The sequence below is a fragment of the Paenibacillus sp. FSL M7-0420 genome, from assembly GCF_038002345.1.
Taxonomy (GTDB): Bacteria; Bacillota; Bacilli; order Paenibacillales; family Paenibacillaceae; genus Paenibacillus_AQ.
Map to the genome: position 1 here is coordinate 5,983,545 of NZ_JBBOCJ010000001.1, position 24,041 is coordinate 6,007,585.

Below are 24,041 nucleotides of genomic sequence, written 5' to 3' on the forward strand. Positions count from 1 at the left end.
AGGCAACCGTATATTTGGTATTTCTCGCAGATCCATCTCCATCATGGCTATAATATCATCAGTTTGTTGCGGCAGTATTATCGGAACTGTCACCGGAAGCAGCACCGTCATTTGGATTCGCTGTTTTCAGGCTTTTCTTAGGCACGCCGTCCAGTCCGTACTCCCAATCATAAGCATCGAAAATTTTACGCGCAACCGGAGCGGCACTGTTGGAGCCGAATCCGCCTTCCGGAATGACCACAGCAACCGCTAACTTAGGATTATTACGCGGGGCGAAGGCAATAAATACCCCGTTATCGCGCAATTGCCCTTTTCCCAGCTGCTGTGAGGTCCCTGTTTTACGGGCAAAATCATAAGGGAAATCTGCGAATGCGGAGACCTTACTGTTCATGCCCTTTTTAATCTCTCTCCAATAGGACTTGTCAAAGGTCGTCACTTCATCCAGCACCTCGCGCTCAAACTTCTTGACCACCTTGCCCGCTGAATCCGTGATCTTGCTGACAAGCTGCGGCTTGATCCGCACCCCTTCATTCGCAAGCGTCGAGGCATACTGGGCTAATTGCAGCACCGTATAACGGCCCTGCTGTCCGAAGGAGGCATAGACCAGCGCGGCTTGCGCACTGCCCGCTGCCTTAGTATCTGTGTAGTTGATCTGTCCCAGATATTCATTAGGGAGACCGCTCTGCGTAGAGACGCCCAGGCCGAATTCCTTCATATATCTATCCCAGATATCAATACCTTTAGCCTTATATTGCTCATAGAGCTTCTTGCCGATCATATCCACCATGAACACGTTGGAGGAATCTTCAATTGCCTTAGCCGGACGCATGGGTCCGTATACGTGCCCGGAGGAATTGCGGACAGAGGATTTATCATCCTTACCGAAATAGGCAATCCCTCTATCTGTGTACGTATAGGAAGTGCTAAAGAAGCCTTCATTCAGACCGATCAGCACCGTCAGCGGCTTAATGGTGGAACCGAGCAGTACCGTGGAACCAAATCCATGACCGGACAGGCCGGAAGAGTACGGGGTGATCGTCCCGTTCTGGTAGTTGCCCATGATCTTGTTCCAGGTATCCGAATCCAGCTTCTCCGCTGTCCAGACATTGGTATCATAATCGGGCATGCTGGCCATGGCTACGATATTGCCGGTATCGACCTCCATCGCCACCGCGTAGCCTGTCTTGGCGTCAGGATGAGTCCTGCCCTGTACAGAGTTGCGGTGCAGCCAGTTGATCTGTTCGGTGATAGCCTGCTCCGTCTTAAGCTGAACATTCTTGTCAATCGTCATCCAGATATCATTACCCTTGACAGGCGGCACTACCTCTTCCACCTTCTCGGCCATGTTCTGCGGATTCACCGAGATGACCTGATAGCCGTTCTTGCCGCGCAGCTCCCGCTGATATTGCAGCTCCAGACCGTCGAAGCCGACGAATTCATCGTCTTTATAATTCAGGCCGGGATCTGCGCCGATCTTCTTCATGGCGCTCTGAATATTCTTGTAGATGTTGAGCGTATTGGAGGATTTGAAGGGCTTGATATAGCCGACCGTCTGCACGGCTACGGTATCCTTGTCGTAATGACGTACGCCTTCTTCCACGATCTCAAGGCCGGGGAATTCGCTTTTGTGCTCCATGAAATAAGCGATTTCCTTGGTGGTCAGACCGGATTTGATCTTGCGGGCCATATAGCCCGAATATTTCTTGAAATATAAATCCAGAGAATTAATCACTTCATTAACAGTCAGCTTCTCGCCGTTCGGGTCGCCATATTCGTCAAATTTCGCAACCAGATTATTCGCCAGCGCATACGCATTGGCTCTTGCCTCCGGCTTCAGCGAGCTAATGCCCGTCTCCTTATCCACTGCCTTAGCTGTATATTCCTTCGTAAGCGTAACATACAGCGTTTGAACGGAGGTAGAGTAGGCAATTTGCTCGCCTGCGGCTGCGCGGATACCTCCGCGGATAGAGGCGAGAGGGACACTTTTGGTATCCCGGCTGGTCTCCACCTCGGTCAGCGTCGGTCCCTCAACGAATTGAATAACTGCGAGACGAATAATAATGACACAAAAAATAACAAACGTGCTGAAGAAAAACACGTTAAGCCGCAGGCCAAGCGAGCTCTTGCTGTCCTTCTCTTCCGGGGGGGAGGCCTGCTTTCGGAAAACACCCACAGTTTTTCACTCCTCTACATCAAAATAAACCGTTTAATCGACCCTTGACTCTGGCACATTCTTCTTAGGGACTCCATCCAGTCCATACTCCTGGTCATAGGCTTCAAAGATCTGACGGGCTACCGGTGCTGCACTGTTCGCTCCAAAGCCGCCTTCCGGAATAATCACGGCCACCGCCAGTTTAGGATGCTCACGCGGAGCATAAGCAATGAATACCCCGTTGTCTCGGGTGGCCCCAAAGGCTTCCATCTCGGAGGTTCCTGTCTTGCGGGCGAAGTCATACGGGAATCCGTCAAACGCCTTAACCTTAGTATTCATCCCGCGCTTGATCTCCTTCCAGTAAGCAGGGTGAAACGAGATGCTGTCCAGGACTTCCCGTCCAAATTGCTTAACCGTCTTCCCGTCGGGATCTGTAATCTTACTGACGAGCTGGGGCTTAATCCGTACGCCTTCATTCGCAAGTGTTGCCGTATACTGGGCAAGCTGCAACGCAGTGTATTTCCCCTTCTGGCCGAAGGAGGCAAGTACCAGTGCCGCTTGGGTAGAGCCTGCCTTCTTGGGATCAAGATAATCGGCTACTCCGGCACTTTCACCGGGAAGCCCGCTTTGCGTAGACACGCCAAGGCCGAATGCCTTCATATATTTATCCCATATAGCAATGCCTTCCTTGGGATACTTCTTGTACAGTGCATTGCCGACCCACTCTACCATAAAAGCATTCGAGGATTCCTGAATAGCCTTCGCCGGACTAAGCGGGCCCAGGACATGGCCGGAGGAATTCCTGACCGAGGAGCTGTTATCCTTACCGTAATATGCGATTCCTTTATCCATATAAGTATCGCCGGTAGTGAATAAGCCTTCTTCCAGACCAATCAGGACACTTAAGGGCTTAATCGTGGAACCCAGGTAGATCAATGACTTCAGCCCGTTGCCGGAGAGACCGGAGGAAATATCGGTAATCGCCCCATTCTGATAATAGTCCTCAATTTTGGCCCACACTTCTGTCGGCAGCCTCTCGGCATTCCAGACATTCGTATCATAGTCTGGCATATTCGCCATTGCCACTACATTGCCTGTATCGACTTCCATCGCAACGGCATAGCCGGTGAGCGCATCCTTATGAAGCTTCCCCTGTACAGGGTTGCGGTGCAGCCAGTTGAGCTGATCCATAATCGCCTGTTCTGTTCTCATCTGCACCTGCTTGTTAATCGTCATCCAGATATCGTTGCCCTTGACGGGCGGGACCAATGCGATAACCTCTTCGGCCATATTCTGGGCATTGACAGAGATCGTCTGATACCCGTTCTTCCCTCTAAGCTCGCGCTGGTATTGCTGTTCAAGACCATAGATGCCGACGAACTCATCTTCCCTGTAGCTAAGTCCCGGGTCTGCACCCGTTCGTTTCATGGCGCTGCGGATATTTTTGTATAAATTATATCCCTTTTCTGTAGAACGGAATTGCTTCATATAGCCCACCGTTTGGACGGCCACCGTGTCCTTGTCATAATGGCGGATACTCTCCTCCACAACAGACACCCCGGGATAACGCTGCCTGTTCTCCATCAGATGGGCGACTTCCTTCATCGTAAGACCAGTCTTGATCTTGCGCGGGACATACCCCAGCGACTTCTTGTAATCAAGGTCCAGCAGCTGGAGGATATCCTCCTTGGGAAGCTTCTTCGCAGAGGGATCACCATACTGTTCAAAAACGGATGACAGCTCCGCTACCAGCGCACTCGTATTCGCCTTGGCTTCAGCGGTGGGTTCATATAAGCCGGTCTTTTTATTCTTGACCTTGGCGGTGTATTCTTGGGTTAACGTAACGAACAGTGACTGAATCGGTGTAGAATGGGCGATATCTTCCCCGCCCGCCGCGTGAATAGTCCCCCGGATCGCCGCAAGCGGAACATCCTTGGTCTCCCGGCTGGCCTCCACCTCGCTAAGCTCGGGACTCTCCACAAACTGCAGTCCCGCAAGCCGGATCATAATGATTACAAAAATTAAAAAAGTGCCGAAAAAAAACAGATTTATGCGTAAGCTCTGGTAGTTGCGGGTCTCTCCATTGCCCGGGCCGGAGCCCGGCTTACCGAACCATCTCACAGCAAGTCCTCTCCTTGTATGGTTTGCAGTGCTGCTTATCCGTCAGGTTACGGGCAAAGCCTTTATTGAAATATAAGAATTTATATCTCGCTGAAACGGTACCGTCCTTTGAAAGGACGGCACAGCCGTTCCCACTTGCCCGCTGTTATTGTACCATAGATACAAGAGCATCCGCTCCTTCTCAGAGGATGTTCTCCTTGATATGTGTGGAGTCGAAATCCCCCGGATTGAACCAGTCGCCGCTGCTGGCCCAGGTGGAATCGAGCGGAATCCAGGCTGCGCTGCCGCTGATATAGACCTCATTCCAGGCATGCGGACCATAACCGCCTTGTCCGTCATAGCCCTTGCCGGTGACGACACGCACCTGGAGACCTTGCGAGCGGGCCATCATCGCATAGAGCCGCGCGTAATCAATGCATACCCCAAGCCGCGTATCCATCGTATCCTGCGGTGTCTGCTCATGCCAGATCCGTCTCTCTTCATAATTCTTCGCCTTGTTATAGTCATAGGCAATACGCGAGCCTACCCAGTCATAGAGCAGTCTGGCCTTCTCTTCATCCCCGCTGGCTTGTCCGGCAATATCTGCGGCTGCACCGGCAATATCCGCCGATATATCATGGTCAATCACCTCATATTTGCGACGGAGAATGTCACTCATCTCGGCGGCTACCGCCTTGGTCAGTACCGGAAGCTTGCCTCTGACCTGTTCACCGGCCAGCGGCTCAAATACCGCTTCCGCGCTCTGGCTGTAGACCGGCGAGGACTGCACATAACGGCTGAAGCCGCTGTCCGGGTTCAGGGCGACGCTGATGAACAGGACAAAGACCAGCACCAGTGCACGGGTAAGCCCTGTGGCGGTGCCAAGCACTGCCCCGACCAGCCGGCTGGCGCCTGTGATCCGCCCCGGCCCCCTCCCGGACTGGCGCGGCAGGCGGAACGGCAGCAGCAGAAACAGCAGACCCAGCAGCAGACGAATCAAGGTATAGCACAGCAAGAGCAGCAGCAGAAACCGCACTACCGGTGAATTCGCCAGTACAGAGGCACCGGTATAATATAGCTGTTGCCATTGGCTTAGCTTGTCCTCTGGCGGAGTAATGCCGGAAGCCCAGTTCCCGGCAGCAGGCGAGAGGTATACGGCTGCGGGAATCGCCATCACCAGCGAAGCTGCCGCAAGCACTCCTGATCCGAGCATGCCGAACAGCCCTCCGGCTGCTCTGCGGAAGCCCCGGCCCCAGCCCTGCAGTGCAGAGAAGAGAACTACCAGCAGCAGAACAATGGAGATGATATTGGCTTCACGAAGACTTTCTATCCAGCTATTCAATGAATCACTCCTCCTTCTGCTGCTGCAGGTAACCCTGAGCCCGCTGCACTATTACTTGCCCGCCTGCTTCCGGGCTTCGTCGATGAAGGTCTTGGTTGTATCCGTAACGCTCCACTTCCCGAGGCTGACTCCGCGGAAGACCACTTCCACCTTGTCCTCTGCGGCGGAGCCCTTCACCTCCAGATTAGGAGTAGTGATGGTGAAGGTACCGTCACCGCCAGAGGTATAGACCGCCTCCTGGGCTTCTTTGAGCATAACCTCCTGCGCCTCATTCTTCAGCGTACTGACAGTCCCGTCCGCCACTTTGTTAACGGCATTACCGATCTGATCCATGGTTACCCCGCTATAAATGAACAACCCTACCACAATAATGACGACGATAGCCCACTTCAGCATAGTCTTAACGATGTTAACGACTGCGAACAGCAGGACAAGCGCAATAACGATAACAAGCCAATTCTCTCTGATAAACTGTGACCACACTTCCGGATTCATCAATTTCACAACACCCCAATCGCAAATTTCGCCACGCCGGGACGCTGTCCCGTCAGACATTTCATTAATATTAATTATTATACATGAATGACCCTTATAATTCATGGTTGCCGGAATGCAGAACTGCATACAGGGGCTGGCCAAGAAAATGGTATAAGCCCCCGCTGCCGCACGTAAAGTACAAGTAGGCTGTTCCCTCTGCTGGAATCCGTTCCGTCATCAGCGGCTGGCCGCTAATCTGGAGGTGTTATCCGTGAAAACTGCAATGTGGCTGTACCTCTTCATGTTCCTGGCGTTCTTCGATTTACATGCCCAGTACCCTATCCTGACACCCTTTGCCATGTCCCTGGGAGCGGGCCCGGCCTTCATCGGCTGGATGATGGGGATGTATTCCCTGACCCACCTCCCGGGCAATCTGCTGGCCGGTGTACTTGTAGACCGCAACGGCAGCCGCCGCTATATCGTATTCGCCCTTACTGTTGCAGGACTGATCCTGCTTCTGCAGGCGCATGCCCAGCTGCCCTGGCATCTGCTCCTGTTGCGGGCAGCGAGCGGGTTCGCCCTGGCGTTCCTCTCCCCTGCCTGTATGACCCTCTTGGCCTCGCTCTCGTCTGACCCTGCGACCCAGGGTAAATACATGTCAGGCAACGGAATTATTCACACGCTGGCTTCGGTGGTCTCCCCTGCCGCCGGAGCCTTCATCGTCGCCAAAGCCGGTTACTCCGGCACGTTCAGTACATTGGGTTGGCTACTGATCTTCACCGGTGTGATGGCCTTCTTCAGTGTACCGAAGCACAATCCGGCTCTGGCCCTGCATAAGCCTGTCCTTCCGCTCAAGGAGAATCTGCCCCCTGGAGTGGCCGCTACCGGCCAGCCTACTGTCTCCAGGCGTTATTATCTGCTGCCCTTCTTCGTATCCTGCTCTCAGGGCGTGCTCTTCTTCGAGCTTCCCCTGTCACAGGGACAGGACGGAATGGTCTCTACCGGAATTCTGCTCTCCCTGCTCAGCCTTGGGGCGCTGGCGACCCTCTGCCTGTTGTTCCTGAACCGCCTCTCGCCGGGCATCCGGATTGCCGCTGCCCTGCTGGGAATGGCTCTCTGCTTCTTCACCCTGGCTGCCTTCCGCAGCATCCCGGCCGGAGTGGTTCTCTTCCTGCTCGGCTCTGCCAAAGGCGTGTTGTTTCCGGCTATGGCCTCCCTCTTCATCAGTCTGGGCGGCGCAGGACGGCTGGGCCGGACCTTCTCGCTGCAATCCATCGCTATGTCCCTAGGGGCTTTCGCCGGACCCGTAGCCGCCGGACAGCTAAGGGAGTACGTCTCCCCTTACTTCATCGCCTTCGTCCTGCTGATGACGGCCCTTATGCTGCTGCCTCCGGGCAGATCCGGCCGTCTCTCTTCCTACGCTCCCGGCTGGAACAGCCCTGCCGCCTGAATGCGACATTTCCCGGGGAATGAATACATATTGTTCCGCCCGGCTGTTAAAAATAGCGCAGCTTAGGTACAATATCGTCATAACAACTAAGATCCGGGGGCTGATTGCATATGTCCATCACCATTATTGTCGAAGGCAAGAACGACCGCAGCAGACTGAGGCGGCTGCTTGAACCGGAGGTCGACATTCTGTGCACCTTCGGTACGCTGAATACCCTGAAGCTGGAATCCCTGCGGAATACCATCCGGGACGGGGAAGTCTACCTGTATATGGATAATGACAGCTCAGGAAAAAAAATCCGCGCTGTGCTGCGCGACGCCTTTCCCGATGCCGTTCATATGTATACACGTAAGGGTTATGCCGGCGTGGAAGGGACGCCGGATGAATATAACATCACCCAGCTGGAGAAGGCCGGGCTTGAAGAGTACATTATCTACCCCCAGCCGTATCCTCAGGGAATAGAAGGATAATTCACCGCATGAAGCATATACATTCTTAACCATTCATCACAAAACGAGGGTGCCCTGTGCAGCAGCTCCACTGCTCCACGGACACCCTCGTTTATTTCATGCCTATGCTATTCACGGGCCAGCTTCTTGACCGTTCTGGCCAGGAACTCCGGCGTAACATTCTCCGTATCCCCGGCATCATACAATCCCCGGAGCTGGTTGTTCTTGTCCACCAGACCAATGAGGTTCGCATGAGCGAAATCATCCTTGCTCGTGCCGTAGATCAACACCTTGAAGGATTCCGCTGCCAGCTTGCGTACCTGCTCCTGATCCCCGCGCAGGAAGTACCACCCGCTGTAATCGGCATGAAACTTGTCGGCGAAGGCCTTGATCGCTTCCCGGGTATCATTCTTCGGATCGAAAGATATCGAGACGAATTCAACATCCTTGCCGAAGCTGCCGTCCTTAACCAGGATATCCTGCGTCTCTGACAGCATATAGGTGGTAATCGGACACACATCGGGACAGACGGTGAAGAAGAAATAGACCAGCCTTGCCTTGCCGGCCGTATCCGCCAGACTGATCTGCTTCCCGTCCACATTCTCCAGGGAGAAGTCCTGTACCTGACCGATGACCGCCAGCTTCTCACCTCCAAAATCAAATGATTTGACTGCCAGATAGACCGCCATAATCACTGCAAGCAGCAGCAACAGCCAGGTCCATTTGTAACGTTTCAAGGTCTGCACAGGACACCTTCCCCCTCTATCCTAAGAATGCTTACACATGAATGGTATTCAGCACAAGGGCAATCAGACTTAAGGTCAGATAGTTAATGGAGAAGAGGAAGCTTTTCTTCGCCCAGACCTCATCATCCTTTGCCTTGAATCCGATGAGGGTTAAGTAGAGCCAGCCAACCGACAAGGCCAGTGATACAATCAGATAATAAATACCTGCATAATCATAGGCATACATCAGCACCGGCACCGGCAGCAGCAGCGCCACATAAGGAATCATCTGGAATTTGGTGCGGCGCGTCCCCTTGACAACCGGAAGGAGCGGGAATCCTGCAGCCCGGTATTCCTCCTTGCGGCGGATGCCAAGCGCCCAGAAATGGGGCGGCTGCCACAGAAAGAGCATTGCGAACAGCAGCCAGGCGCCGAGATCCACTGTTCCTGTAACAGCCACATATCCGATGACAGGAGGCATGGCCCCCGAGATCGCACCTACCGAGGTGCTCCAGGTAGAGGTTCTTTTGAGCCACAGGGTGTACACTACAACATATACGAACATGCCGACTATGCCGAACAATCCGGCCAGCACGCCGCAGAAGGCGAACAGTACGGCCAGCCCGGCAATGCCGAGTCCAATGCCATAGATAAGTACCGTTGTCGGCTTCAGCCTGCCTGTAGGCAGCCCGCGTTCCCGTGTCCGTTCCATCTTCATATCCAAATCGCGGTCAAAATAATTATTGAAGACACAGGCTGAAGCCATGACCAGCATGGTGCCGAGCAAAGTCAGAATCAGACGGCCATACTGTACATCCCAGCCTGATGCCACCCAGTAGCCTGCGAAGGCCGCAATCAGATTGGAGCGGATAATGCCGGGCTTCGTAACGGTAATAAAGTCGCGCCAGCTTGCACCTTCCGGTGGAGACTTGGCAGACATTGATGCGGAATCAGAAGAAGCTTGATATCTCAATTGATTGTCCACGTATCGGGTTCCTCCTTCTAGGGAACTTCTTACACTCCGCTATTAACTTTATCATAGCAAACTGGGAAAGACTTTGACAATCATTGACCAAGATGTTCATTAATTCGACAATTACGTGACGATATTTATTTCCCCGTCCTTAAATAACTTAGCCCAATAATGGGTAGTTATTAATAGAGAACTTCCGTACAAAGGAGATCTGACTAATGGATACTGCCACACATTTTGTTATGGGACTTGGACTTGCAGGTCTGTCCTTCGTCGATCCGCTCGTCGCTTCGAACGGTACGCTTGCCGGAGCGGTGATGGTAGCTACTGTACTGGCTTCTCAGGCACCGGATGCCGATACCGCCCTTCGTCTGAAGGATAACGCGGTATACATCCGCAATCACAGGGGGATCACCCATTCCCTGCCCTTCTTACTGCTGTGGCCGGCATTGATCACCATGGTCATCGGGCCGTTGTTCGGCTTAACGGACCTGAGCACCTTAAGCCATATCGCGCTCTGGAGCTTCATCGGCGTTGCCGTCCATGTATTCTCCGATCTGTTCAACACCTACGGGACTCAGGCCGCACGCCCGTTCACCGAGAAATGGATCGCCTGGAACATCATCCATATCTTCGATCCGTTTATCTTCGGCAGCCATGCAGCGGCGATTATTCTCTGGATCAGCGGAATGGTGCCGCCCGCTCCCCTGTTCATCACCTTGTATGCCTGCATCGTCTTGTACTACATCTGGCGGACCCTCGTTCATGCCCGCATTACCCGCAGCATCAAGAACAAGGATGTTCACCATAGTGCAGGCGACCGTTACTATGTGATCCCGACCATTTCGCCAACGCGGTGGAATCTGGTCAAAGCCAAGCCGGACGGCAGCTACAATGTCGGGCTGCTGAACAGCGGGCGGCTGGAATGGTTCAAGCATGCGGTGTGCTCCACTCACCCCGCCGTCGAGCATTCCAAATCCCATCCGGATATCCAGGCCTTCCTGTACTTCACCTCGTACGCTGTCGCGGAGGTGGAGGAGCTGCCCTCTGGTTATATTGTACGCTGGGGAGATGTCCGTTATTTACACCGTAAGCAATTCCCGTTCGTGGCTGTGCTGGTCATGGACCATGAGTATAGACCGCTGAATACTTATGTCGGCTGGCTGAGCAGCGAGAAGCTGGATGAGCGCTTCGCCGTTGATCCGGGAACCGTCAAGCTGTAGCAGGTTAGCACAGGTTATCACTATGTAGAGGGCTGTCCCGGAAGCCAGGAATGAATTGGCTGCTTGGGGCAGCCCTCTTGACGTAACGGGACCGCATAAGGCACAATCAACAACAAAAGCGGTTACAATTCAAAGCTTATATACGCTCACTTTACGTAAAATCCCGGCATGCTGCGAGGCACACCGGGATTCACTTGTACACTATTTGAAGCAGAAAGGAAGGCTGGAATATATGGGTAAAGGTCTGTCACTGTGGTTCGCCTGCTCTTCAATTCTACTCCTCACAGCAGCTTCCATCTCGATCAGCTATAACATTTGGCTGGCGCTGCTGCTCGGCGCGCTGTGCGTGCTTAACATCGGCTGGGGCTTCATCGTCAAGGCCAGGCTGAGACGCAAGGCGGAGAGCAACCAGCCTGCCCCTTAACTTAACGGGTAGGCAGGAAGCCCATCCGTTCCTTCACGCCCTCCAGCGTACGGGCGGCACTTATGCGTGCACTTTCGGCACCCTGAGCGAGAATATCGCTGAGCATCCCTGAGCTCCGGATGTCCTGATATCTTTGCTGGATTGGCTCCAGCAGCGCTACGACCGCTTCAGCCAGCTCTTTTTTGAAGCCGCCGTACATTTGGCCTTCATATTTGTCGGCAATCTGCTGCAGGCTCATTCCCGAGCACTCGGCATAGATGCTCATCAGATTGCTGATCTCCGGCTTAGCCGCCGGGTCGAAAATAACCTCACGGCCGGAATCCGTTGTGGCCCGGCTAATCTTTTTGCGGATTACATCAGGCGGGTCCAGGAGTCCGATTCTGCTGCCGGGGTTGGGATCGCTTTTGCTCATCTTCTTGGTGCCGTCATCCAGGGACATGATCCGCGCCCCGACCTCCGGAATGTACGGCTCAGGGACGGTGAAGAAGTCACCGAACCGGTGATTGAAGCGTCCCGCCAGGTCACGTGTCAGCTCCAGATGCTGCTTCTGGTCTTCGCCTACCGGTACCAGATCCGCATTGTAGACCAGAATGTCGGCGGCCATCAGCGACGGATAGACGAACAGACCTGCGCCCACGGATTCTTTGCCGGCAGACTTATCTTTGAACTGTGTCATCCGTTCCAGCTCACCCATGGCAGTGAGCGTAGTCAGAATCCAGCCCAGCTCGGCATGCTGCGGCACATGGGACTGCATATAGACATGCGCGATCGATGGATCAATGCCTGCAGCCAGATACAGCGCGGCTACCGATTCCGAATTCTCACGCAGAGCTGCGGGGTCCTGGGCTACCGTAATGGCATGCAGATCGACCACCATGAAGTAACATTCGTATTCCTTTTGAAGCTTGACGAAATTCTTGATTGCCCCGATATAATTACCGAGTGTGAGTGAACCGCTGGGCTGTATGCCCGACAATACTTTTTTAGCCATCCTCTTATCCTCCATCATCATTATAATTGTCCGCTGGCGCAAGGAACGCAAAAAGGCCCCACATCCGCAAGGGACGTGAGACCGTGGTACCACCCTTATTCGCTGCCTGGAGTCCCCGGAGGGATCTATGCAAACAGCCTTGGCTTCCGTTAACGGGGAAGAGACGGCCGGTCTACTTAAGGCTTCTGCAGCCTGTTCGAGCGCGGCGCTCAAGGGTCCATTCAGTCAAAGGTGCACCACCGGTTCACATCAGCCACCGGCTTTCTGGAGGTACAGTCCATGCTTACTTGTCCCTGTCATCGCGTTACCTGTGTTAATTGATGCCTCCATCATAGATCGGCCCGGAGAAGTTGTCAAATCCCTAACCTCCGCCGGATAAATCTGGTATGATAAAGGTATTCGTGTGTATGTAATCTGATTACAGCTTATCAAAGGAGCATATCTCTTATGAAACAGGTGACCAAAGGGCAATGGAACGGTTATGATACGTATATTTTGCATAGCCGGGAACTGGAAGTCACGCTTCTGCCCCGGCTGGGTAATAACGTAATTTCATTATGGGACCGCACCATGGAGCGGCAGATCCTCCGTCAGCCTGAAGAAAGCGACTTGGCATCATATATGCAGAAGCCTTATCACTTCGGCCTCCCGCTTCTTGTGCCGCCTGGCCGCATACGCGGCGGAAGCTTCCTCTTCGACGGCACAAGCTATCAGTTCGACCGGAATGCGGGAGAACATCATATTCACGGGCTGCACCGTGCCCAGTCTTGGTGTGTCAGTGATATTGAGGAGGACGAGTTCGGCTGCGCGGTCACCACTGAGTTCATAACCACGGATGATCCCGAGTGGATCAGACAATTCCCCGAGCCGCTGAAGCTTGAAATGACCTTCCGGCTTCAGGATGACCGGCTGCAGCAGACGCTTAAGGTCACTCATCTCGGCAGCAAGCGTGTTCCTTTTGGCGCAGGCTACCATACCTGGTTCATGCTTGACGGAACCCCGTCCCGCTGGAATGTTACCCTTCCTGCCGGAGCCGTCTGCGAGCTGAGTGAGGATCTCCTGCCTACCGGACAGCTATTGCCGCTCGGAGAGCTTACGGGCCTGCACACCCGGCTGAATCTTCAAGGTGCGGACCTGGATACCATCCTGCGTATAGCAGAGGGCCAGCCTGCCGAGGCCGTGCTGATGCGGGATGATGGATACGGGCTGCGTTACTCAGCCGATCCTGACTTCTTCCGCCACTGGATTCTCTATACCAAAGGCGAAGCCGACCAGTTCCTGTGCATTGAACCGCTCACCTGGCTCCCGGATGCACCTAATCTCCAGCAGGACGCCTCCGCTACCGGGCTGATCACGCTTGAACCCGGACAGACGCTAGTGCTGGGAGGCACCCTGCAGATGATCTACCCGCAACGATAAATTTCATAATAATTACCATCCTATAAAACTTCAACATCCGTGCATGAATTCTCCCTCCCGCGCTCATACTATCTTCACAACGGGCGAAGGAGGTGAGCACACATGGGTCAAGCAGGTCAACAAAGTCGTGGTAGCCGTTCTAACAACCTGGTCGTTCCTCAAGCGAATGCAGCGCTGCAGCAGTTGAAATATGAAGCAGCACAAGAGCTTGGAGTAACTATCCCGGCTGACGGTTATTATGGGAACTATACTTCCCGCGAAACAGGTTCTTTGGGAGGATATATCACCAAACGTCTGGTGCAACTGGCAGAGCAACAACTGTCCGGTCGTTCGTAATCGCTACCTTATCTTTACAAACCGTCTAAGCCGTGAGGCATAGACCGAGCAGCTTCACAGCCCTCCCGCGCTTCTCGTCGAAGCGCAGGGGGGCTTTTCTATATGTATATAGAATCAGCCGAAGGATTGATCCGAGACATCGCCGTGGCTGCTGCGCGGATAGCGGATCATCAGATTCGCCATATTGTAATTGGACTCCAGCGTGGCATCTACCACCACCATTCCCTGGCGTACAGCAAATTCGTAGCTGATCTCTCCATGTGTCCACCGTTTCTTATATTTCAGGCTCTCCAGCGCCATGACGCGGAATGAGGATTGCTGACCTGAAGTCAGCCCCTCCTGCCCGGCTGCGAAGCTTCCGCTGCGTCCGGCGAGCGGATTGTGGCGGACCCCGAACTTGCCGATGATATTATTCCTGATCTGTACAAATACGGTCCCTGAATTCAGTCCTGACAATTCCTCCTGCAGCTCATGAAATACCAGATCCATCTGTCTTGCAAGCGATAATTGTTCCGTCCTCACATGCATTTCCTCCTAAAAGTCTTGTGGGTGATGCAGCCTCATGGCTCTGCCTCACACAACACTTGCTTCGTAAGCAGTTGTTTGAATTTTGTGGGTCTAGCAGCGCTTATATAAGGCTTTAGGCTCATTATAGGTTACTAATTAAACACGTACAACATTATTCAACATAATTGGGTTATAATCCCTATAAATGCGCAAATTATTTAGTATTAATAGCAAAATACAAACTTTTGTCGCCATTTATCGACAAATAAACAGTATAAAAAGACCCCGAAACCGGGGCCTTTGCGCATTCACACCATATTCAACCGCCATCATTTTACTGCAAAAAAACAATTCGTCTCATTTCCGACAAATTCTTAGCCGCGTTGTTCCGTCATTTCCAGGAATTCGTTAATATCGGCAACGATTAAATCCGCCGCCCCCTGCCAGAAATCCGGCTTGGACAGATCAACGCCCAGATGCTTCGACACCAGATCCTCCAGCGTCATCACTCCGGTATCCTGCAGCAGGCTGTCATATTTACCGGCAAAGGAAGCCCCTTCCTCCAGCGCGAGCCGGTATAGACCTGTGCTGAACATATACCCTACCGTATACGGGAAGTTGTAGAACGGCACGTCTGTGATATAGAAATGAAGCTTGGACGCCCAGAAATGAGGATGATATTCGGAGAGGACCCCGCAGAAGGCTTCCTTCTGGGCTTCCTCCATCAGCGCAGATAATTCCTCACTGCTTACAAGGCCTGCCTTGCGCTTCTCATAGAAGCGGGTCTCGAACAGGAAGCGGGCATGGATATTCATGAAGAACGCCACACTGTTCTGGATCTTCGCTTCAAGCAGCGCCAGCTTCTCTTCGCTGTCCGACGCAGATTTCACCTGAGCATCCGACACAATGACCTCCGCGAAGGTAGAAGCTGTCTCCGCCACGTTCATCGCATAGTTCTGGTTGAACAGCGGCTGGTCCTCCAGCAGGAAGGAATGATAGGCATGGCCCAGCTCATGCGCAAGGGTGGACACATTGGATGGCGTACCGCTGTAGGTCATGAATATACGGGATTCCTTGCTCTCCGGGAAGGAGACGCAGAAGCCCCCCGGACGCTTCGCGGCCCGGTCTTCGACCTCGATCCAATCCTTGTCGAAGGCGCGTTCGGCGAAATCCGCCAGTTTCGGACTGAATTTGCGGAACTGGGTCACGATGTCGGCGGCTGCCTGTTCATAGGGAATTTTGCCGGAGGATTTGCCCACTGGCGCATCCACATCGACCCAGGCGAGTGATTCCAGACCCAGAATTTCCGCCTTGCGCTTCAGATAAGATACCAGGGCAGGCTTGCTCTTCGTGATTACCTCCCACATGACATCCAGGGTCTCACGGGACATACGGTTGATGCCCAGCGGCTCCTTCAGCACATCCTCCCAGCCGCGGCCCTTGTACAGCTTCAGGCGGAAGCCTGCCAGATGGTTCAAGGTATCTGCACAATAGTCGGCCGCCCCGCCCCAGGCCTCTTCCCATTTGCGGAACATCGTACTGCGGACCTCAGGATTCTCATCCGCCAGCTTGTTGAAGGCTTGCCCGGCAGAGAGCAGCTTCTGCTCCCCGTCTTCTTCACAAGGAATCTGGATCTGTCCGACAATCGTCTCATAATGCTCGCTCCAGCCATGATAGCCGTCAACGGCAAGCTCAAGCGCCAGGCTCTCCAGCTCCGGGCTCATCTTCTCACGGGCCAGATTCCGGCTCTCACTGAGCACGAAATTCAGCGGGGCAATCTCCGGCCGGGCCATCCACTCGGCCCATACCGCGTCAGAGGTCTGACGGAGCACGTTATCGAAGGCAGCGCTGATGCCCTCATAACTGGCGCGCAGCCCCGTTACCTTGGAGGACAGTCTCACCGCCCCTTTGTCGAGCTGATTCTGTGCTCCCAGACAACCGGCGAATTCCGAGGCCTGTGTAAGGCGTCCGGCACAGCTCTGCAGCAGCTCAATGACCGGGTCCAGCCCCTTCGTTGAAGCCGCATCAGCCGGTGCGGCAGCGGCAGCCACCTGTGTGCGCAGGCGCTCAATATCGGATTCGAGCTGGCTGAGGAAGCTCTCAAACTGCGGGGAGGCAGAGCCTCCCGGAAAAATCGATTCCAGCTCCCATGTCAGTGATAACGGTTGTTTCATGTATACTCACCATTCCTTCGTTATAGAGTAGTTTTCTTTGTATTTGCGGTACAGCCATGGTAAAGTGAATCATGATACTCCACTAATTGTAAGGAGGGCATCCTAATGAAGCCACTGCAAATATCGCCGGAGACGGCCATCACCTTATCGAAACAACTCGGCGTTCCGCTGGAACACCTGATGCATATGCCCCACCATATCCTGCTGCAAAGAATAGCTGAATTATCCAAGAAAGCTGCTAGCGAGACCCCAGAAGGCAGCGTGCCTGCTCCCTCTGACGAGAAGGACAAGCAATGATCCCCTTCAGCCATACCTGGCCTTATGACATTATTCTTGGCGACATGTACGTGCAATACTGCCCCTTCTGCGACCATGAGAATGTTCTTCTGCCGATGAAACCCAAGGAGCTGCAGCACGTGCGTGACGGCAAAAAAAAGCTGCTGGTCTTTCCCTGCTGCAGTGCAAGTCCCACCGTCATTGACAATGACAATGACTACCTGCTGTTTGACCGGGCGGTCCGCTAAACGCGGTTGTCCGGCAGTTCGCCCCGCTTAAGCGGGCAGAGGCGTAGAAGGGGCATCCCTTCTACGCCTTTTTGCGTTCCGGTATACCGGATAGACACTCTGACACCCTCACTCCGCCTTCTATGTACCTGCGGGAAGCCCGTCCGGATCAACGTCCAGCCCGCGCATCTGCTCACGCAGAATGGCCCACTGCTCGCGCGAAGCCCGGATCATGGCCGCGTCCGTAATCCGCTGGTCATTAATGACCCTTGAGAACCACCGCACAGCAGCGGCGAACTCCCCGATCCGGCGGTTCAACTCACCAATCAGATACATCAGCCGCGCATCATTTCCAGCGGATGAATCATTCTCGAACACCTTCACATACTCGTCCAGCGAATAGGCCAGGAAACGCTTCTCCTGCACCGAATCCCCTTGATAACGGTACAGCCAGGCAATATGGTGAAGCAGGCTGGCAATAATACGTTCCTTGTCCTTAATGCTCTGCGCGCAGATCAGCGCCAGCTTGTACGTCTCCAGAGCCTCCTCCCAGCTACGCTTCTCTCCGAAATCGCGGGTTTGCCACCGTCTTCCTACTTGTGCATCGAAGGACTTCCGCTGCCAGTCAGCCAGCTTGTCCGCTGAATTCTCCGTGGAGGCAAAGCCGCACTTCGGACAGACCCGGACCACATAATAATCGGGATTCTCCGCCTTGTAATAGGAGCAGAAGTCCGCATCACGGCGGATGGCCTTCTTCAGGCTGGGGCGTACTCTTGAGGTTGAAAATTCATGTTCACAGTTACAGCAGGTAACCTTAATCGAGTAAAGCGGTATTAATTCCGGCACGGGTGCCCTCATCCTTTCACAACTACACTTTATTCATGGGGCATATTGACAAAATGATGGGCGGGACCCGCCAGCCGGCTCAGGACAAACGTACGCAGGGACTCCTCCACACCAATCTCCTCCAGCGCCGCCTTCATGCAGGCGAGCCAATCCTCCGCCAGAGCAGGAGTGATGGGGACATGCATATGTCTGGCTCTCATCATGGGATGGCCGTGCTGCTCGGAGAACAGGGCAGGGCCTCCAAAGAATTGGCTCAAGAACTGATATTGCTTCTCCAGCACCGGAGTAATATCTTCAGGGAATAACGGGCTGAGTTGCGGGTGAAGCTGCACCTTGGCATAGAACACAGTCACCAGACGGTGAATTCCCTCAGCGCCTCCCAGGCTGTCATACAGGCTCTCTTTCGGATTCATTTGGAGGTTTCGCCTTCTTCCGTATTAATCTGATAAGCAGTTGCTTATCATTATACCAAAAAACAGGCTGCACAGTTATCCCTGCCTTAAGACATGCCTGCTAAGCCTATGAAAATAAAAATTTGAACAAAAAAAGGCGCCAAACCGGAGTTCAGCGCTCGTAAGCTAATCAGTATGTTCTAAAATCTTCATCACCAGGCGGGACAAGGGAGACCCGGATCACATATACAAAAGCACAAACGAGCACTCCGGCAACCACACTCATCACCATCACTCCATCCCTGAAAATCCATCTCAACAAGATGTGCATTAATTAAGTTTATAATACCATAATTTCAGTGAAAAAGCACCGGTAAATGTAACCGTTTTCCTCGTTTTTTTGTGCTGTTTGTCCAGCTTTCGGCATACAACTAAGCATAGAACTGGAGGCGAGAAACCGATGACTCTGAACAAAATCGCAAGCCCGCTGCTCGGGATCATGCTGGCGGGCTGTATGCTGCTGATGCTGGTCCATCCCGCTAGCTCTCTGGATGCGGCGCTGCGCGGGCTCGCCGTCTGGTGGGATGTGCTGTTTCCCTCGCTGTTCCCGTTCTTCGTCATCTCTGAAATTATGCTGGGCTTCGGCATCGTCCATCTCTTCGGCGCTCTGCTTGATCCGCTGATGCGCCCGCTCTTCAATATACCCGGCAGCGGCGGCTTCGCCCTAGCAATGGGATATGTATCAGGATACCCTGTCGGCGCGAAATTAACCGCCAAGCTGCGCGAGCAGGGAATGATTAGCAGAATCGAAGGCGAGCGGCTCGTCGCATTCACGACCTCCTCGGACCCGATTTTCCTGCTGGGTGCGGTCTCTGTCGGATTCTTTCACGATGCCTCTCTGGGGCTTGTGCTTGCCCTTGCCCATTACGGGGGAGGGCTCATCGTTGGTCTGCTGATGTCCTTCCATGGCCGGGGCAGGCCGGAAGCAGCAGCTGAGAACACCGCCCTCCCCCATTCAGGCAGCTCTTCCGCATCTCCGGAAGGACAAGGCCCCGGAAGGCTGCGGACTGCCCTGAACGCGATGGCACATGCACGCCGGGTAGACGGCAGAAGTCTCGGCGAGCTGCTGAAGAGTGCCGTTACCTCCTCACTCCAGCTTATTATTGTTGTCGGCGGGCTGGTTGTGTTCTTCAATGTGCTGATGGAGCTGCTCGCCCGTGCCGGCGTAATGTCCGCTCTGTTCAGCATGACCGGACGCCTGCTGTCGCTGGCCGGCTTCCCGCCTGAGCTCTCAGCCGCCTTGGTCAGCGGCTTATTCGAAGTGACGCTCGGCGCCCGGTCGGCGGGCGAAGCTGCCGGAGGCGTTCCGCTGCAGTTCAAGGCAGCGGCGGCAGCGTTCATCCTCTCCTGGGGCGGCTTGTCGGTTCATGCTCAGGTCGCCAGTATCCTGAACGGTACCGGTCTGCGCTATCTCCCGTTCATGGCCGCCCGCCTGGTGCATGCCCTGCTCTCAGCGGTTCTGCTTCTCCTGCTCTGGAAGCCGGTAGTCAGCTCGGGACTGGCCGGTCAGTGGTCCACACTACCCGCCGCTTCCGGGCTGGCCGCTCCAGAAGCTGCCCTGATCAGCAGCATCAGCCTGCTCTGCCTTCTGCTTGCAGTCATGCTGGCCCTGTCACTGATAGTCTTTCTGCTGGGGAAGCTGTGGCGGCAATCTTATGCGCACCGCAGCTAATTCGATATGTCACGGCTCTACTGATGCAGCACTGAAGCGGATTCCGGCTTTTCACAGCACTAATATTGTGTTCCGGGTCAAGATTGATTATGATCGGTGTATGACTGAATTACACAAAGGAGCCTGTACACCTTGAGATATTATGTTCTGGACCGCGGAGATGAATTATCCATCCAACTAGCGGAGCAATTTCACAAGCTGGCGCAAGGCCGGAATCTGGAGCTGGATGCCAAGTCACCGGAAATCGTGATCTCTATTGGCGGTGACGGCACGATGCTGCACGCTTTTCATACGTTTATCGATCAGATCCCGAACCTCGCATTTGTTGGCGTGCATACCGGCCATTTGGGCTTCTATGCGGACTGGCAGGCCGAAGAGCTGCCGTCCCTGATTGATTACATGTGCGGAGAGGTTGGGCCGCATAAACCCCGTATCGTACAGTACCCGCTGCTCGAACTGGAAATACATAAGAAATCCGGCTCCAGCAAGCACATTGCCCTGAACGAATTCACCCTTAAGGGCGTGGACGGTACGGTTGTGATCCAGGTGGATATTAATGATGTGACCTTTGAGATGTTCCGCGGGGACGGGCTGTGTGTATCCACACCCTCCGGCAGTACCGCTTATAACAAAAGTCTGGGAGGCGCTATGGTGCACCCCTCGATCGAGGCCCTGCAGATTGCTGAAATTGCCTCCATTAATAACCGGGTATTCCGCACCATGGGTTCGCCGCTAATGTTGCCTAAGCATCATCACTGCGATATCTTCTCGCGCAAGGATCAGCGCCTGCTGCTGACCATTGACCATAATAATATTCCGGTGGATGATCTGATTTCGGTACGTGCTCAGGTCGCGGATCACAAAATCAGCTTCGCCCGTTACCGCCCTTTCCCGTTCTGGAACCGTGTCCGGGAGGCCTTCTTGGTCTAGTTAGTATATGCCTGTAAAGCCGGAGATGCCCCCGATCTCCGGCTTTATCATGCCGGCTGACGGCAACTCTATTGAGCCTGGAAGTAACCCTTAGAATAAATAGACAGACGGAATTTCCAAATGGTATAATGGTTCTATTTTACAAAGTTTTCTATTTGAAGGAGCGAATCTATTGAAGAAATTAGTATCCCTGCTAGGCATCAGCCTGCTGGCTCTTGTGCTGGCGGTTCCCGCTTTTGCCGCAGACAAACCCATTAAAGTGTATATTAACGGCAGTAATCTTGCCTTCACAGCAGGCACTCCATATCTGAAGAATAATACGGTGCTTGTGCCTTTCCGCGTTGTTTTTGAGAAGCTTGGCCTGCAGGTGCTGTGGGACTCCAAGACGGGCACGGTAACCGGCACCGGAACAGGGCTGGATATCAGCCTTAAGGTAGGCAGCAAGCGGGCCAGCGTCAACGGAACCGTCAAGCAGCTTACAGTCGCTCCTGTATCGAACGCCGGGACCACTTATATACCCTTGCGCTTCATTGCCGAAGCCACCGGGGGCACAGCGGTCTGGGATGCAGCCAGCCGCAGCGTGAAGATCACCGTATCGCCGTCCTCCGCCTCCAGTGAGCAGGAGATCAAGGCTATCATTCAATTAGCTAACCAATATTATAATGAAGAGAAGGCCAGCAGCTTCTATTCGCTTGTCGATGCAGGGGCAGACAAAACGGAAGCTGTAAGCAATATGAATGCCCAGTTCGAGCTATATGACATCAAGAACACGATTGAGAGTCTTAAAGTTCTCAGTGTTACAGGCAATGAAGCTACGGTCTATACTGTCGAAAAAGCAGTACGAACCGGCGGTTATTATACTCCGGATGAGCAGTATGAATATTTATATACACTGTTCCGTCAAGACGGCGCGTGGAAGATCTCCGAAATGGAGCTGCAGGAATCCTCTGTGCTGCTGACGCGCGAACAAGGCATGAAGCCCGCTGTGCTTCCACAGGGTGATCAGACCGGGATTAAGGATACGCTGAGCAAATACTACCAGGGTATGAATGACCGTAATATAGATAACGTCCTTGCCGTGATGACCTCGTACGGGGAGGAGAATGATAATTCGTACAAAGATGAGCTGCGTGATTATTTCATCAGCTACGAGCTGAGTTATAAGGTATCCGCCTCCAATGTCTTCTACTACACTGACTATGAAGCAGCAGTCTATACGGAAGTGGTGATTACGGACGGTGAATCGAAGGAGACCTATACCGAGTCTCTGATCCTCCTGCTCTCGAAGCCGGAGAGCGGTGCCTGGACGATCGACACTACTTATCATATCGGCTTCGACGCGCAGTCCTAAATTCAAAAATTCATCTAAAGGATGTAATGAACTCATGAAATCAGCCAAAATCGTTACCGCACTCTTAAGCGGCTGTCTGGCGCTATCCATCGCCTGGGCCCCTGCGGCTTCAGCGGCAGATGCTGCTGCCTCTACAGAAGCGGCGCAAGCCTCGAAGACGGAGATCATCAATGAAATTATGCAATATCTGGAGTATTACAACGTTGAGGGTGTGGACCAGGATACACTTATCCGCGGTGCAATTGACGGTATGGTAAGCACATTGGACGATCCTTATAGCCAATACTTCACGAAGGAGGAGGCTGCTGACTTCGGTCATCAGGTCGATCTGGAATATGTCGGCATCGGTGTCCGGCTGATGTATACGGCCAAAGAGCTATATATTGAAGAGGTCATGAGCGGTTCACCGGCCGAGGCCGCGGGGCTAAAGCGCGGCGACTCCATTCTCAAGATCAATGGCGTGCGGGTGGCTGATACGAACGGCGATGAGCTGAGCGGCAAAGCGGGCACGAAGGTCTCTCTGCTGATTCAGAGAAACGGAGCTAACAAATCCTATACGGTTACCCGCAGCGAGATTGCTACAAGCTCCGTAACCAGCAAGATGCTTAGCTCCAAAATCGCCTACATCTCCATCAACGGCTTCACCCAGACTGCCGATGAGGAATTCTCCGCAGCACTGGACAAAATGCGTTCAGGCGGCATGAAATCGCTGGTTCTTGATCTGCGAGATAATACGGGCGGTTACATGGACAGCGCCCAGAATATCGTCTCGAAGTTCATGGATGCCGGCATTATGATGTACACCTCCGATCAGACCGGTACACTGAAGCCGGTCGCAATTACGAACGGCAGCAAGATCGGCGTGCCTGTGGTTGTATTGACCAATGAATATACGGCCAGCGCCTCCGAAGCCTTAACCGGTGCACTTCGTGACAACAAGCTGGCTACAGTTGTAGGCACGCGCTCCTACGGAAAGGCCCGGATTCAGAGCCTGATTCCCATGTCCGGCGGCGGCGAGCTGAAGCTGACCACCATGAAGTATCTGACTCCGAACAAGGAGGACTTCAACCATATCGGGCTTGCGCCTGATATCGAGGTCAAGGGCAAAACTGCCCAGTTGATTACCGCTCTGCAAATTGCCGGGATGAAAGAGATTGTCGCGTCTGGTGACCATCATATTCTGGATATCAACGGCACTGCTTTTGCCGGTAATGTAGGTCTGATCAAGCAGGGCGATAAGGTGTATGCCGCCTCCCGTGTCCTCGCCGCGCTAGTGGAGAATGAGGTCTCCTGGGATGCCAAGAACAAAAAGGTAATGCTGACCACTGGCGCCGGTAACGTATCCGGGTTCACCCTGGCCTCCAAGGAGGCGCTGTTCCAGGACGGAGAGTCCTTCATCGAGCTGAATGCCTTCAAGAAAAAGTTCCCTGCGCTCGTATGGAGCTACAACGCTTCACTGAAACAGCTGAAATTAGCTATGAAATAGAATCTGCCCGCTTACGGGGGCATCCGGTAAAAACAGGGGCATTAGTGCCCCTGTTTTTG

At 53.6% G+C, this 24,041-nt stretch carries 23 protein-coding genes; 12 read left to right on the top strand and 11 right to left on the bottom strand.

What is annotated here, in order from left to right; genetic code table 11:
* Window positions 1–58: 58 nt before the first annotated feature.
* The 4 genes from MKX51_RS25530 to MKX51_RS25545 all read right to left on the bottom strand — a co-directional run bounded on the left by MKX51_RS25530 (window position 59) and on the right by MKX51_RS25545 (window position 6,089).
* Window positions 59–2,173: a peptidoglycan D,D-transpeptidase FtsI family protein gene (locus MKX51_RS25530; protein ID WP_340994349.1), complete on the bottom strand. Its 2,115-nt coding sequence runs from the start codon at window positions 2,171–2,173 to the stop codon at window positions 59–61.
* Between the two features lie 33 nt (window positions 2,174–2,206).
* Window positions 2,207–4,273, bottom strand: a complete 2,067-nt coding sequence (locus MKX51_RS25535) for a peptidoglycan D,D-transpeptidase FtsI family protein (protein ID WP_340994350.1) — start codon at window positions 4,271–4,273, stop codon at window positions 2,207–2,209.
* A gap of 181 nt (window positions 4,274–4,454) precedes the next feature.
* Window positions 4,455–5,594 carry a transglutaminase domain-containing protein gene (locus tag MKX51_RS25540; RefSeq protein WP_340994351.1) on the bottom strand — a complete coding sequence of 380 codons (1,140 nt, stop codon included), beginning with the start codon at window positions 5,592–5,594 and terminating at the stop codon, window positions 4,455–4,457.
* A 51-nt stretch (window positions 5,595–5,645) separates the two neighbouring features.
* The gene (locus MKX51_RS25545) at window positions 5,646–6,089 is read right to left on the bottom strand and encodes a hypothetical protein (protein ID WP_340994352.1); all 444 of its coding nucleotides are present in this window, start codon (window positions 6,087–6,089) and stop codon (window positions 5,646–5,648) included.
* Between the two features lie 253 nt (window positions 6,090–6,342).
* Here MKX51_RS25545 and MKX51_RS25550 point away from each other — a divergent pair, with 253 nt between their 5' ends.
* Complete coding sequence (locus MKX51_RS25550; RefSeq protein WP_340994353.1) at window positions 6,343–7,521, top strand: MFS transporter; 1,179 nt, start codon at window positions 6,343–6,345, stop codon at window positions 7,519–7,521.
* 110 nt (window positions 7,522–7,631) lie between these two features.
* Entirely contained in the window at window positions 7,632–7,991 is a 360-nt protein-coding gene (locus MKX51_RS25555; RefSeq protein ID WP_340938269.1) for a DNA primase, read from the top strand.
* 107 nt (window positions 7,992–8,098) lie between these two features.
* On the opposite strand, the gene MKX51_RS25560 is transcribed toward MKX51_RS25555, so the two are convergent.
* Window positions 8,099–8,716: an SCO family protein gene (locus tag MKX51_RS25560; RefSeq protein ID WP_340994354.1), complete on the bottom strand. Its 618-nt coding sequence runs from the start codon at window positions 8,714–8,716 to the stop codon at window positions 8,099–8,101.
* Between the two features lie 31 nt (window positions 8,717–8,747).
* The gene (gene cyoE / locus MKX51_RS25565; protein WP_076081577.1) at window positions 8,748–9,680 is read right to left on the bottom strand and encodes a heme o synthase; all 933 of its coding nucleotides are present in this window, start codon (window positions 9,678–9,680) and stop codon (window positions 8,748–8,750) included.
* A 206-nt stretch (window positions 9,681–9,886) separates the two neighbouring features.
* Here cyoE and MKX51_RS25570 point away from each other — a divergent pair, with 206 nt between their 5' ends.
* Both MKX51_RS25570 and MKX51_RS25575 read left to right on the top strand, forming a co-directional pair.
* Window positions 9,887–10,891: a metal-dependent hydrolase gene (locus MKX51_RS25570; RefSeq protein WP_340994355.1), complete on the top strand. Its 1,005-nt coding sequence runs from the start codon at window positions 9,887–9,889 to the stop codon at window positions 10,889–10,891.
* Between the two features lie 232 nt (window positions 10,892–11,123).
* Window positions 11,124–11,315: a hypothetical protein gene (locus tag MKX51_RS25575; protein WP_340938264.1), complete on the top strand. Its 192-nt coding sequence runs from the start codon at window positions 11,124–11,126 to the stop codon at window positions 11,313–11,315.
* Window position 11,316: 1 nt separating this feature from the next.
* Here the strand turns inward: MKX51_RS25575 and trpS are convergent, their stop codons facing one another.
* Entirely contained in the window at window positions 11,317–12,306 is a 990-nt protein-coding gene (gene trpS / locus MKX51_RS25580; RefSeq protein WP_340938262.1) for a tryptophan--tRNA ligase, read from the bottom strand.
* Window positions 12,307–12,753: 447 nt separating this feature from the next.
* On the opposite strand from trpS, the gene MKX51_RS25585 reads away from it, so the two are divergent.
* Window positions 12,754–13,725, top strand: coding sequence for an aldose 1-epimerase (locus MKX51_RS25585; RefSeq protein ID WP_340994356.1), 972 nt, complete (start codon window positions 12,754–12,756; stop codon window positions 13,723–13,725).
* A gap of 102 nt (window positions 13,726–13,827) precedes the next feature.
* Window positions 13,828–14,061 (top strand): alpha/beta-type small acid-soluble spore protein, encoded by a 234-nt coding sequence (locus MKX51_RS25590; protein WP_036701727.1) that lies wholly within the window; start codon window positions 13,828–13,830, stop codon window positions 14,059–14,061.
* 114 nt (window positions 14,062–14,175) lie between these two features.
* Here the strand turns inward: MKX51_RS25590 and MKX51_RS25595 are convergent, their stop codons facing one another.
* Window positions 14,176–14,550 (bottom strand): O-methyltransferase, encoded by a 375-nt coding sequence (locus MKX51_RS25595; protein WP_235191739.1) that lies wholly within the window; start codon window positions 14,548–14,550, stop codon window positions 14,176–14,178.
* A 392-nt stretch (window positions 14,551–14,942) separates the two neighbouring features.
* The gene (locus tag MKX51_RS25600) at window positions 14,943–16,742 is read right to left on the bottom strand and encodes a M3 family oligoendopeptidase (RefSeq protein WP_340994357.1); all 1,800 of its coding nucleotides are present in this window, start codon (window positions 16,740–16,742) and stop codon (window positions 14,943–14,945) included.
* A 105-nt stretch (window positions 16,743–16,847) separates the two neighbouring features.
* Between MKX51_RS25600 and MKX51_RS25605 the strand changes: the two genes are divergently transcribed.
* Entirely contained in the window at window positions 16,848–17,039 is a 192-nt protein-coding gene (locus MKX51_RS25605; RefSeq protein WP_340994358.1) for a YycC family protein, read from the top strand.
* On the top strand, window positions 17,036–17,266 hold the full coding sequence (locus tag MKX51_RS25610; protein WP_340938257.1) for a hypothetical protein: 231 nt from the start codon (window positions 17,036–17,038) through the stop codon (window positions 17,264–17,266). Before MKX51_RS25605 ends, MKX51_RS25610 begins: the two co-directional genes overlap by 4 nt.
* Before the next feature lie 120 nt (window positions 17,267–17,386).
* On the opposite strand, the gene MKX51_RS25615 is transcribed toward MKX51_RS25610, so the two are convergent.
* Window positions 17,387–18,091 (bottom strand): DUF2225 domain-containing protein, encoded by a 705-nt coding sequence (locus MKX51_RS25615; protein ID WP_340994359.1) that lies wholly within the window; start codon window positions 18,089–18,091, stop codon window positions 17,387–17,389.
* Between the two features lie 29 nt (window positions 18,092–18,120).
* Window positions 18,121–18,504 (bottom strand): globin domain-containing protein, encoded by a 384-nt coding sequence (locus MKX51_RS25620; protein ID WP_036722077.1) that lies wholly within the window; start codon window positions 18,502–18,504, stop codon window positions 18,121–18,123.
* A gap of 439 nt (window positions 18,505–18,943) precedes the next feature.
* Here MKX51_RS25620 and ylbJ point away from each other — a divergent pair, with 439 nt between their 5' ends.
* The 4 genes from ylbJ to MKX51_RS25640 all read left to right on the top strand — a co-directional run bounded on the left by ylbJ (window position 18,944) and on the right by MKX51_RS25640 (window position 23,982).
* A complete protein-coding gene (gene ylbJ, locus MKX51_RS25625) occupies window positions 18,944–20,215 on the top strand; it encodes a sporulation integral membrane protein YlbJ (protein ID WP_340994360.1) in 1,272 nt (423 codons plus the stop codon).
* Between the two features lie 132 nt (window positions 20,216–20,347).
* Entirely contained in the window at window positions 20,348–21,145 is a 798-nt protein-coding gene (locus MKX51_RS25630; protein WP_076081552.1) for an NAD kinase, read from the top strand.
* 172 nt (window positions 21,146–21,317) lie between these two features.
* Window positions 21,318–22,496: a stalk domain-containing protein gene (locus tag MKX51_RS25635; RefSeq protein ID WP_340994361.1), complete on the top strand. Its 1,179-nt coding sequence runs from the start codon at window positions 21,318–21,320 to the stop codon at window positions 22,494–22,496.
* 34 nt (window positions 22,497–22,530) lie between these two features.
* Window positions 22,531–23,982: a S41 family peptidase gene (locus MKX51_RS25640; RefSeq protein ID WP_340994362.1), complete on the top strand. Its 1,452-nt coding sequence runs from the start codon at window positions 22,531–22,533 to the stop codon at window positions 23,980–23,982.
* Window positions 23,983–24,041: the final 59 nt, after the last annotated feature.